11 protein-coding genes are annotated in these 12,166 nt (G+C 42.2%); 4 read left to right on the forward strand and 7 right to left on the reverse strand.

The window, feature by feature from the left end; all coding sequences use genetic code 11:
- Positions 1 to 121 precede the first annotated feature (121 nt).
- Both H6G26_RS33285 and H6G26_RS33290 read right to left on the reverse strand, forming a co-directional pair.
- A complete protein-coding gene (locus H6G26_RS33285; RefSeq protein WP_190735215.1) occupies positions 122 to 388 on the reverse strand; it encodes a pentapeptide repeat-containing protein in 267 nt (88 codons plus the stop codon).
- Positions 389 to 548: 160 nt separating this feature from the next.
- The gene (locus tag H6G26_RS33290) at positions 549 to 1,250 is read right to left on the reverse strand and encodes a diacylglycerol/polyprenol kinase family protein (RefSeq protein ID WP_190735218.1); all 702 of its coding nucleotides are present in this window, start codon (positions 1,248 to 1,250) and stop codon (positions 549 to 551) included.
- A gap of 61 nt (positions 1,251 to 1,311) precedes the next feature.
- Between H6G26_RS33290 and yidD the strand changes: the two genes are divergently transcribed.
- The 3 genes from yidD (at position 1,312) to ychF (ending at position 3,076) form a co-directional block, all read left to right on the forward strand.
- A complete protein-coding gene (gene yidD, locus H6G26_RS33295; RefSeq protein WP_094330550.1) occupies positions 1,312 to 1,548 on the forward strand; it encodes a membrane protein insertion efficiency factor YidD in 237 nt (78 codons plus the stop codon).
- Positions 1,549 to 1,738: 190 nt separating this feature from the next.
- A complete protein-coding gene (locus H6G26_RS33300; RefSeq protein ID WP_190735239.1) occupies positions 1,739 to 1,939 on the forward strand; it encodes a hypothetical protein in 201 nt (66 codons plus the stop codon).
- Between the two features lie 45 nt (positions 1,940 to 1,984).
- Positions 1,985 to 3,076: a redox-regulated ATPase YchF gene (gene ychF / locus H6G26_RS33305; RefSeq protein WP_190735220.1), complete on the forward strand. Its 1,092-nt coding sequence runs from the start codon at positions 1,985 to 1,987 to the stop codon at positions 3,074 to 3,076.
- Positions 3,077 to 3,265: 189 nt separating this feature from the next.
- Here ychF and H6G26_RS33310 read toward each other — a convergent pair whose 3' ends face one another.
- The 5 genes from H6G26_RS33310 to hisG all read right to left on the reverse strand — a co-directional run bounded on the left by H6G26_RS33310 (position 3,266) and on the right by hisG (position 11,027).
- Entirely contained in the window at positions 3,266 to 4,177 is a 912-nt protein-coding gene (locus H6G26_RS33310) for a hypothetical protein (protein ID WP_190735222.1), read from the reverse strand.
- Positions 4,178 to 4,435: 258 nt separating this feature from the next.
- A complete protein-coding gene (locus tag H6G26_RS33315; protein ID WP_190735224.1) occupies positions 4,436 to 6,715 on the reverse strand; it encodes a response regulator in 2,280 nt (759 codons plus the stop codon).
- A 5-nt stretch (positions 6,716 to 6,720) separates the two neighbouring features.
- Positions 6,721 to 7,146 (reverse strand): response regulator, encoded by a 426-nt coding sequence (locus tag H6G26_RS33320; RefSeq protein WP_190735226.1) that lies wholly within the window; start codon positions 7,144 to 7,146, stop codon positions 6,721 to 6,723.
- Between the two features lie 8 nt (positions 7,147 to 7,154).
- The gene (locus tag H6G26_RS33325) at positions 7,155 to 9,725 is read right to left on the reverse strand and encodes a GAF domain-containing protein (RefSeq protein ID WP_190735232.1); all 2,571 of its coding nucleotides are present in this window, start codon (positions 9,723 to 9,725) and stop codon (positions 7,155 to 7,157) included.
- 657 nt (positions 9,726 to 10,382) lie between these two features.
- Positions 10,383 to 11,027: an ATP phosphoribosyltransferase gene (gene hisG, locus H6G26_RS33330; RefSeq protein ID WP_190735234.1), complete on the reverse strand. Its 645-nt coding sequence runs from the start codon at positions 11,025 to 11,027 to the stop codon at positions 10,383 to 10,385.
- Between the two features lie 67 nt (positions 11,028 to 11,094).
- On the opposite strand from hisG, the gene rppA reads away from it, so the two are divergent.
- Positions 11,095 to 11,784: a two-component system response regulator RppA gene (rppA, locus tag H6G26_RS33335; protein ID WP_190735237.1), complete on the forward strand. Its 690-nt coding sequence runs from the start codon at positions 11,095 to 11,097 to the stop codon at positions 11,782 to 11,784.
- The last annotated feature ends 382 nt before the right edge of the window (positions 11,785 to 12,166 follow it).

The raw sequence follows: 12,166 nt of genomic DNA on the forward strand, positions 1-12,166 counted from the left end.
GTGATGTTTTTTCTGTCAGACGTTCCGCGATTACAACTATCGCTATAAATACCCCAGGCATCAATCTTTTTAGTTATCTCACCCCATTCAGATTAAGAAAACCAATCATTATAACACAAAATCAATTCTGCAAGAGGTCTATTGCACTATCCAACCGAGCTTCTATCAGAGAAGCACTAAAGAGATCGGCTCTACTCAAATCGGCTCCACTCAAATCAGCGAAACTCAAATCGGCTCCACGCAAGTTGATATCCCGCAAGACAGCACCTTCTAGGTCAATATAGTTGCGCCCATATCCTCTTTCTCTAATTACTACAGCGCCAGCAAAGTTTCGCTTACCAGAAGTGTACTTTTTCAACAACTCTTCAGTGGTAATTTCCCAAGCCATAATTTAACATCCAATTTCTTTTCTAATCTCAAATATAGTGCTAGTGAGATATAGTCCGATTTACTCAACCCCGAAACGTTGCAGGCTATTTATTAACTAACGATGAATTTTTAGCACTATCTCTTGTTTGCTCAATTAGGAATAGGACTCTAGGCAATTACTAACTCAAAACTAACTGACTTAAAAAGTAGGCAAGGGCAGCACTGCCCAAAGGTACTGTCAAATTGTCAATACCCAACAATGAAACAGCCTCTAAAGCCGTAGCTATAACTGCTACTAATAGTGATACTGCCCAAGTTTGCCAACTGTTTTCTTGAGTTCCAACTAAAATCAAACTACAGACGACATAGCTAACGAGCATCATAGTTAGGGAGCCTTCCCAACTTTTTTCTGTCCCAAAAACTTTATACTTATGTTTACCAAAACGTTGCCCAATTAAGGCTGCTAATCCATCTCCCCAAGTCATTACTAAAATTCCGAGTGCTGCGTATTGGGGTTGTTGCAAGTACCAGAACCAGGCGACTAAAATACCGAAGCTGACGGAGTAAAAAAACGTCCCTAAACTTTGTCGTCCAACGCTATTAATACCAGGAAGAATTGGTAATCGGTAGGATAATAAGGTGATTGCACTCGCTAAAATAGAAGCTGTAATCCCTACGCTAGCGGGAATATCTAGCCACCAAGCGATTAAAATCACATTACCAGTGCCAATATGAACTATCTTCCGCACGATTTCTGGCTTGTCGGCAATGCGGTTTACCACGCCTGCAATCAGGAGGATGAGTAACACCCAAATTGCAGCCGAGGCAATTTGCAGCCAGAAAACTGGAATTGAGGTGAAGTCAGAAAATGTAATTAGCAAAGATGCAACAAAATGAAAATTTTTATCCCTGTTACTAATTTATAAGATTTGGGTAGCTGCAATGAAATTATTGTTGATTTGGCTGATTCGGGGCTACCGAATGTTTATCTCGCCGTTGTTTCTCCCGACTTGTCGCTTTCAACCAACTTGTTCGATGTATGCTATTGAAGCTATTGAACGATTTGGAGTGTTGCGTGGTAGCTGGATGGCAACTCGGCGGATTTTGCGCTGTCATCCGTTTCATCCAGGTGGTTACGATCCAGTGCCAGAGGTGGTAGAAAAGGTGAAGGAGGAGTAGTTTTGTGCAAATGGTGGTGAATTGAGGATGGAGTTTAAACGCAGAGGGGCGCAAAGGTAAGCGCAAAGGGACGCAGAGAATGAGAAGATTATTAAAGGATGTGTTCGTGGGTATAGCTATTTGGGGAGATGTCAACAGATGAGGTTGTCATCTAGCGTGGGGAGGTTGAATAATTTAATTTAGATTTATGATGATTAATCCTACTGCGATTTCTATACCCGAACCACAAATTCCTACTCCTGGGCCGAGTCCGCTACCTAGCCCCAATCCTGAGCCGAGTCCGCTACCTAGTCCTGAACCTGTACCGGGGCCTGTACCAGAACCAGTACCTGCTCCCATTCCTCAGACGGTTCCAGCACCAATTCCCCAAACCATACCGGAACCTGTTTAGATTAACTTGGTAATGTAATCCAAAATCTCAAATCTAAAATCCAAAATGCTAAGAGCCGGAATTGTCGGACTTCCCAACGTCGGAAAATCTACTTTATTTAATGCTGTAGTTGCTAATGCTAAAGCAGAAGCAGCTAACTTCCCTTTTTGCACGATTGAACCGAATGTCGGCGTTGTCGCAGTACCGGATGAACGGTTAAATGTTCTTGCTAAGATTGCCAGTTCGGTACAAATTATCCCGGCGCGGGTTGAATTTGTAGATATCGCCGGTTTAGTTAAAGGTGCTAGTCAGGGTGAGGGATTAGGGAATCAATTCCTGTCCCACATCCGAGAAGTTGATGCGATCGTCCATGTGGTACGTTGTTTTGAGAATGACGATATTATCCACGTTGCTGGTTCTGTTGACCCAGCACGGGATATTGAAATCATTAATATAGAACTGGGTTTATCAGATTTAGCACAAATTGAGCGGCGAATTGACCGCACTCGCAAACAAGCTCGAACCAGCAAAGATGCACAGTTTGAAATCACAGTCTTAGAAAAATTAGCTGCGGCTTTAAATGAAGGTAAATCGGTGCGTCAGGTAAGCTTGAATGAAGAAGAAACAGAAATTATTAAAGGATTAGAACTGCTCACTTATAAACCGATTATCTACGCCGCGAATGTATCTGAAGATGAATTGGCAACTGGTAATCATTTTGTGGAAACAGTGCGGCAAATTGCAGCCACAGAAAATGCTCAAGTTGTGATAGTTTCGGCTCAAGTTGAAGCTGAATTAGTAGAATTACCAGAGGAAGATAAAGCTGATTTTCTCGCGTCTTTAGGTGTGGAAGAAGGCGGTTTGAAATCGTTGATCCGGGCAACTTACACACTTTTAGGCTTGCGAACATATTTCACTTGTGGCCCTAAAGAAACCCGCGCTTGGACAATTGATGCGGGAATGTCTGCACCTCAAGCTGCTGGTGTAATCCACAGTGATTTTGAGCGGGGATTTATTCGCGCTGAAACAGTTGCTTATAAAGATTTGGTAACAACTGGTTCGATGAATGCTGCGAAGGAGAAAGGGTTGGTTCGCAGTGAGGGTAAAGAGTATGTTGTGCAGGAAGGGGATGTGATGTTGTTCCGGTTTAATGTGTAGGGGTAATTAATGAGTGGCCTTTATCGATAAGATAATGGTCAATCCACAACAGGTTGCGATCGCACTAAATAAGTTGACAAAACCTTCAATATATGAATATTGTTCAAGGAAACTGTTAGGCGATCGCAAATAAACGAGCAATTCTCAAAATCATGATGCCTGTTTACACAAGTTATCAAAGGATATACTTCAGCTATTTCCACCCAAAATATATACATAGGAACCCAAATTCTCATCATCTGTACCAATAATCAAACCGCCTTCTGCACCTGGAACAAGTTCCATACCTTCAATTTTGTGGTAATCAGAGCGGTAAAGGGGAACAAGTTGAGGATTTTGCCGCCATGCAATTTTGTTACCACGGAATCCCAGGTGTCCAGCAACATACACCGCTGACTGAAATGGGCCATCATCTCCAGCATCACTTGTTGAAGTGATGTACACAATTCCTACGGGGTCTACCTTAATATCTGAAATATGACGAACATTGCCAGATGGAAATGGTACTTTCAGATTGGCAGAACCTGCAAGAGTAATTTGATATTTAGCCAAATCAAACATTCCCCAAAAAATAGTTGCTGGTTGTTCTCCTTCACCTCGATGCCCCCAAATAGCAACTAATTTACTTTCTATATTTTGTAATCCAAATGCTTCAAAATTATTTCCTTGAATAATTCCTGGTAGATTGAATTCTTTAATAAGGGAAATGGTCTTATTAGCAGGCTCTAACCTGATGTAATAAGCTTTTCCAGAACTGGTTAAAGCTATAAAAGAGGATTTTGTTTTTTCTGGAACAGATGTTAAAGCTTCTAAATCGATGGGTAATTCTATGTTATTTGGCCAGTTTAATGGTAAATATTCAGGTTGGTTCTTACCCTTAATACTGATGATTGCTAAACGACCTTGATTTTTTTGTTTGTTGTCATGGGCAATCAGAAAATCTAAGGAATTGCTTTGTTGCTCTATTAAAGCCATACCACTGATACCAAAAGGGATACCACCACGAACCGGACGCCAATCTTGCGCCCAAACTTGCTGTGATATAAGTAACAATGCACTTAAGACTACTATATTGATGATTAATTTAAGAAACCGAGGCATATTGATTTAGGCAAGCTGAACGCATAAATAATACCAATTCACGAAAACCCAATACATATAGATAGATTTCTTGTAAGGGCATGGCAATGCCATGCCCCTACCAACGTATTTGTATTATTAAACTGAAATGGGATGGGTATCAGTAAGACAAGTGTATTAACCGATGCTCAATCATATCAAATCCAGGCAATTTACACTCACATTAATAAAGCAGCTTTTTGTACTAATGTTAACAGTATATTTGCGTAATTAATGGACTCAAGATAGTACTTTCTGTAAAGAAAACAATAATTCGTTGACAGTATAGGGCTTCGACAAAAACGTATTGACACCAATAGCAGCTAATGCACTGAGCTTATTGTCAGACATAAGTCCACTGCTGGCAATAATTCTGACCTGGGGGTTAATTTTTTTCAAGGTACGGATGGCAGTTAAACCATCCAGGGAGGGCAGCATAATATCCATTAGTACAGCACTAATTTTGTCCCTGTTTTTAGCGTACAGCGCGATCGCCTCAATGCCATCACCCGCAATTAGGGTTCTATAGTTGTGAGCTTCCAGCGATGTCCTCGTAGTCTCTTGAATAGCAACTTCATCATCCACAACCAGAATCAATTCTCCATGTCCTGTCTGTGGTGGCAATTCTTCTGGAGTGAGTGTTTCCATTCCTTCCACTGCTGGTAAGTAAACCTTAAAGCTAGTGCCACTTCCTGGTTCGCTAGACACGTTTACAAAACCTCCGTGGCTTTTAACGATCCCCAGCACGGTGGAAAGTCCTAACCCTGTTCCTTGCCCCACATCTTTTGTGGTAAAGAATGGCTCGAAAATTCTATCTAAGATTTCTCTAGGTATCCCACTTCCAGTATCGGAGACAGTAACCACTGTGTAAGGCCCCTCTTTGGCTTCCAGGTTCATGCGAGCATAATTTTCGTCAATCAACAAATTCTCGGCAGAGATAGTCAAACTACCGCCACTGGACATAGCATCGCGGGCGTTAACGCAGAGGTTCATCAGCACTTGATGTAGTTGGGTGCTATCTCCAGAAACCATCCATAAATCCTGCGGTACATCAGTGCTGATTTCTATGGATTTGGGAAATGTCTCTTTGAGAATCTTGCCAAGTTCCACAATTATATGTCTGAGTTGCAAAGTGATTCGCTTCCCTTCTACACCCCGCGCAAAGGATAGCACCTGTTTGACTAAATCAGCACCGCGTCTAGCGTTGATTTCCAAAATTTCTAGTAGATGGCGAGTTCGCTCATCTGCATCAGGAAATTTGAGTGGTAACAATTGCGCTCCTGCCAAAATCGGTGTCAGGATATTGTTGAGGTCGTGAGCAATGCCGCTAGCTAAAGTGCCAATACTTTCCAGGCGTTGGGCGCGAAACAATTGGGCTTCTAGGTGTTTTTTATCGGTAATATCTGTGTCAACGGTGAGAATTGATTTGGGTTTCCCTTGTTCATCGCACACTAAACTCCAGCGACTAGCAACAAGGATTTCCTTGTAAGTTTTGGTAAGTTTAGTTAACTCTCCCTGCCACTTTCCTTTACTAACAACTTGTAAAAGAGCTGCTTCGATTTCTGGTGAAAATTCGTCATACAAAAGCTCACTAGCATTTTTGCCCGAAGCTTCTGTCGCTTTCCAACCGTAAAGTGTTTCTGCGCCTTTGTTCCAGAAGATAATTTCATTGTTTAAATCTCGCAGGCAAATAGCATCTGTGGTGACATCAAGTAATGCTGCTTGTTCGCGGATTTTTTCTTCTGCCAATTTGCGATCGCGCAGTGCGGCTTGTCGTTCGCTAATATCAATACTGGCGCATGTCACGCCAACAACTTCTTGCGATTCGTTCCGCAATGGCTCAACAGTCAAATCGTAATATCGAGTTGTATCTTTGATTGTTATTGATACTTCCTCTCGCGTTCCTATGCCAGTGGTTAATACTCCACGTTTAATTATGGTGAGACGTTGAGCATCTTCAACTGGGATAATATCTAAGTCTTGTTTGCCCAATATTTCTTCAACAGTCAATCCATAGGAAGGATTGTAAACCCAGGTGTACCGTAACTGGCAATCTTGGTTGTAGACGAAGATGGGAGAATTTTTCAGGGCAACCCGAAATCGTTCCTCACTCTGACGCAGTGCATTGTCTGCCCGTTGACGTTCGATGGCATAACGCATTGAGCGTACCAGCAAGTCCCCAGTTACTTGCCCTTTCACCAAATAATCCTGCGCTCCTTCTTGCATTGCTCTAATTGCTAGGGTTTCATCGTTTATACCCGTCAGCACAATTATCGGAGTGGCTTTTGCTTGATGGTGAGCGATGACAAAAGTTTCGAGTCCCTGGCTATCTGGCAGCGAGAGGTCTAGCAAAATTACATCAAAAAGTTCCTTGGTTAAATAATTGAGTGCTTCAGAGAGTCGCTCAACGGGCGATAAATCAACTACAACTGTGGTAACTTCCTTTAAAAACTCCTGTAATAAAAAGACATCACCAGGGTTATCTTCTACTAATAAGACTTTAATGTTTTTACCTGCCATTTCCACTACTCCGGTGGCAGTTTTACGATTGCAAACCAAAAATTTTCTATTGATTGTACAATTTTAACGAATTGATCGAAATCTACTGGCTTAGTTATATAACAGTTTGCACATAAATTATAGGCTTTAAGGATGTCTTCTTCAGCTTGGGAAGTCGTCAAAATTACTACAGGAATTCGCTTGAGGTTTTCATCTCCTTTAATTTCTGCTAGTACTTCTCGCCCATCTTTTCTGGGGAGATTTAAATCGAGCAGCACAATATCTGGATGGGCTGCTTTAACGTATTTGTCCTGCTTTCGCAAGAATGCCATTGCTTCTACACCATCTTCAACCACATTTAAGTGAATAGAGATTTTGCTTTCTTCTAGGGCGATGCGTGTAAGTTGGGCATCGCCTGGATTATCCTCTACCAACAAAACCTCAATAGGCATAATCCCTGTTATGATGCCCACGATTGCTTACCTGCTTTATCTGGAATTGTGAAGTAGAAAGTCGAGCCTTCACCCAGTTTTGACTCAACCCAGATCCGGCCGCCGTGGCGTTCTATAATTTTTTTACAAATTGCCAGACCAATTCCAGTACCCGGATACTTATCTCTACCGTGCAATCGCTGAAAAATTATAAAAATACGTTCAGCATACTGGGATTCCAAACCAATACCATTATCGCGTACCCAGAACAACCATTCATCTACCGACGGGATAACATTTAAACTTTCCCCATCTGGATTTGCATTTGGCTTCGCTACTCCAATGTGAATTTGTGGCTGCTGATGACGGCAAAATTTGATTGCATTGCCAATCAGGTTTTGAAATACTTGTATCAATTGGGTAACATCAGCCATTACTTCAGGTAGAGGATCGTGAGTAACAATTGCTTGACTATCAGCGATCGCAATTTGCAGATTAGCGATCGCCTGTTCTAAGACAATACTACAATTTACTCGCATAAAGGGCTGTCCACGGGTACTAACGCGAGAATAATTCAACAAATCATTGATTAGGGTCTGCATCCGCCGCGCCCCATCTACTGCATAGTTGATAAATTGATCGGCATTAGTATCAAGTTGATTTTTGTATCTTCGCTCTAGTAGTTGTAAATAACTTGTTACCATCCGCAATGGCTCTTGCAAGTCATGAGAAGCTACATAAGCAAATTGTTCCAATTCTGCATTAGAACGAGCGAGTTCCTGACTTTGCTGGCTTTCTTTTTCTAATAGTTGCGCTTGAGATAAAGCAATCCCAATTTGGTTAGCTAGTTGCTTTAACAACTCCGTCTCAAAGTTATTCCACCGTCGAGGTGCAGCACACTGATGAGCCAGCAACAAGCCCCAAATGCTGTCCCTGACGAGAATTGGTACTACGAGGTTAGCCTTGATAGCAAACTGCTGAAGAAATTCTCGATGGCATGGTTGAATGTGAGCGGTTTCAACGTCTTCCATCGCACTCACTCTTCCTTGGCGATATCTTTCTATATATTCTTCTTTAAAGCAGGGATCAAAAATATTTCTTCCCAAAATTACCGGCCAACCGGGTAGCACCGCCTCTTGCACTACTGTTCCTGAACCATCAGGCTCTATTTGAAAAATTAAAACTCGGTCAGCTTGTAGTAGTTTTTGTACCTCTGTTACCGTGGTTTGAAGGATTTCGTCTATTTGTAAAGATTCTCGAATTTTCAGAGTGATTTCAGCAAATAATTGCGATCGCAAATTCTGCCGCTTTAATTCTTCATCTGCCTGCTTGCGATCTGTGATATCTGTATAAGAACCCACCATCCGCACTATATCATCCGATGCGTCCCAAAGTGCCTGTCCTCGATCTAGAATCCATTTATAGCTGCCGTCTTGGCATTGGACTCGATATTCACAGACGTAAAACGGCGTTTTCTTGGCAAAGTGGTCTTGGAAGGCTTGAAGTACCCAATCTCGCTCATCGGGGTGAATTAATTTTGTCCATTCATCCCAACCGTTGGAAACTTCGTGGTCTTTATAACCGAGCATTTCTTTCCACCGAGTTGAGAAGAACACTTCATTAGTCTTGAGGTTCCAATCCCAAATACCATCATTATTACCATGTAATGCTAAGTGCCAACGTTCTTCACTCTCTCGTAGTGCTTCTGCTGTTCGCAGTCGTTCAGTAATGTCTTGGAAATAAACAGACAACCCGTCTTTTGCAGGATAAGCGTGGACTTGCAGCCAGCAGTTTAGTGGCTGATAAAACTCCTCAAATTCTACACTCACCTGTTCTAACATTGCCCTGTGATACTCACGATGGAATGTAGTGTCTATGAGTTCTGGAAATACCTCCCAGATGCTTTGACCTAATAATTCATTCTGGGTTTTTTGCAACAGCAGTTCTGCTTGACCATTAATGTAGGTGAATCGCCACTTTTTATCTAAGGCAAAAAATGCATCAGTGATGCTTTCTAGCAAATTAGCAATGCGGATTCTGGCCGATTCTGACTCGGCGTGTGCTGCTTGCTGGTACGTTACGAGCTTCTCGGTAACTTGAGATACTTCAGTTATATGACGCCTGAGTTCTAATTGGTCGATTACCAAGCGACTTAGAGCTACAAGCGCCTCCACTTGTTTTTGGCTCAATTCTTTTGGGGCTTGGTCAATTACACACAGAGTTCCCAGCATATCTCCCTTGGGAGTAATTAGGGGTACACCTGCATAAAACCGTATATATGGATAGCCAGTTACTACCGCATTATTTGCTAATGTTTCATCAGCTAGGGTGTCAGGAACCACCACAACATTACGCCGCTCTTGGCAAAGGTAAGATAACCCAATACACCGGGGCATTTCTGATAGATTTAAACCTACTTTTGCCTTAAACCATTGACGGTTTTCATCAATGAAATTTACCAAGGATATGGACGTACCACAAATAAATGCCGCTAACTGAGCAAGATTGTCGTAAGCTTCTTCCGGTTCGGTGTCAAGAATTTGATACTGGCGGAGGGCTTCTAGCCTCGCCACTTCTGTATCAATTTGTCCAGCTTTCATTAACTTTTCTTAATAAATTTAAATGTAATATCCAGTCATTAGGGTTGCTATCTCAAGAATAGCTTAATCTCTTGTAATAATTCTTAGTCTTTTCCCCGCCTCTGGCTGTTCAGGAAAGCCTGTTAAATTCTGTCAAAATGCTAAATTCGCATTAAAAGTGATTTTTAGTAGCAAGCATTCCCTGTATATGACGCAAAATTATTGCGTAGGCGTAGCCCGTCCGTACATATCGCGCTAATTCTAGTGTAAACAAATTTAGTCTGTATGAAGAGATTTAATTGTTGCGGACTACCTACTAATCATTAAAACCTCACCTTGTCCTCATAGACATCCCTCTCCTTAACAAGGCTACGTTCTACACACACAAGTCTCTTAACCTGCAATGGCATTGTATCGACTGACAATGTTATTGTATCAACTGACAATGCCATTGTATCGACTGACAATGTTATTGTATCAACTGACAATGCCATTGTATCGACTGACAATGCTTTACATGAGAATAAGGAAAGCGTCATCAAGCTAAATTTTTAGGACTTGTGTGTACACCGTAGCCTTAGTAAGGAGAGGGACAGGTTTTGCACAAGCAAAATTAGGGTGAGGTTTCTTTGGGCTATTCGATAAACCGTGAATTACGTCACCTTGACAGCATTACTATTACACCTCTACCAAAACGGTTTCTCGCAGCTTGGCAATCACATCACTTAAATTACCGGTGTTCAGGCGGTAACTCAAAGGATGGGCAATCAACCGCGCCGTGCTTTCATAAAGAGTTGCAACTTCAATCAAACCATTTTCGTGCAAAGTCCGCCCTGTAGAAACCAAATCCACGATCGCTTCTGACATTCCAGTAATCGGGCCTAGTTCAACTGAACCATACAACGGCACTATTTCCACAGGTAAATCTAGACTGTGGAAATATTCACGAGCGCAATTCACATACTTGGAAGCAACTCTACCATGCGGTGGTAAATCTAAAGGCGATCGGTAAGAACTGGATGCTTTTACCGCCACTGACATCCGACAATGCCCAAACTGCAAATCCACCAAGTGGGCAACTTGCGGTTGCTTCTCTCGCAGCACATCGTAACCGACAACACCCAGTTGTGCCTGACCATATTCGACATAAACAGGCACATCTTGCGCCCTTACCAACAAAGCTTTTGCAATTCCCTTAGTGTCAGGAATTTGAAGTTGGCGAGTTCCTGAATCTAAAAAAGCACTAAAATCTAATCCCACAGATTGTAGCAGGCGGATGCTATTTTTAAGGAGTTCCCCTTTTGGCAATGCAACAGTCAGCATTCTTTTTCTTGATATCCTTGGCGTTCTGGCAGTTGAATAATATCTCTATATGCTTACCACAAGCAGCATGAGAATTTTATTAGTTGATGATGAAGTTGAATTAACTGAACCCTTGAGTCGCTTATTAACTCGTGAGGGTTACATTGTAGATGCCGCTTACGATGGCACAAGTGGCAACGAACATGCACAAACAGGCAGTTATGACCTACTAATTTTAGATTGGATGCTGCCAGGAAAAACGGGGTTAGAGATTTGTCAGCAATTGCGACGGCAAGGCAAAACCACTCCCGTGCTGTTTCTCACAGCTAAGGATACTCTAGATGACCGCGTACAAGGTTTAGATGCTGGTGCAGATGACTATCTAGTTAAACCTTTTGAACTGCGGGAGTTATTAGCGAGAGTCCGTGCTTTATTGCGTCGTTCCGGTTCCCAAACTTATGAAACCACCACCGGACGTTTAACTGTAGGTGATTTAGAACTCGATTGGGAAAATCAAGTAGCCTATCGCCAAGGACGAATAATTGAGCTATCGCAAAAAGAAAGCCAGCTGCTGCAATATTTTATGGAACACACTGGACAACTAATGACTCATGCCCAGATTATGCAAAATTTGTGGTCAGACGAAGAACAACCTAGTAGTAATGTGATCGCGGCATTAATTCGTTTGCTGCGCCGTAAGATTGAGGTAGGTAGAGAAACTGCGCTGATTCACACAGTTTACGGCAAAGGTTATCGTTTCGGTGCTTCCTCAATGTAGGGTGAAGCTTTATATGCCCCTTTGCGGCAGGGTGTGGGGTGTAGGGAATCTGACTTTTCACGGTATCTGAAAAACCTCACTTCTATTTCTCTCTTCCTTTAAGGAGTCGCTCAACTCTCAATGACTTAGTTGGTTGAGCGTTCGCGTAGCGTCTCGCAGAGAAGTCGAAACTAACGGCGACGGTAGATTTATTAACAGAAATTGCCTTATCCCTCTTTTGTCACTTTCGGCAGAGAATAATCTGTAACCCTTGCCCGGATAGGATTTTAACTGTAGAGCTTTGTTTGAAGGTTTTTATTAGCTTGCGATCGCTAATCTTCCCACTAAATCTAGGTTTCATCATTTAGCCTCAATTTTTATTTCCCCAGAGTGACAAAAGAGG

The sequence above is a fragment of the Nostoc sp. FACHB-888 genome (assembly GCF_014696655.1).
Taxonomy (GTDB): Bacteria; Cyanobacteriota; Cyanobacteriia; order Cyanobacteriales; family Nostocaceae; genus Nostoc.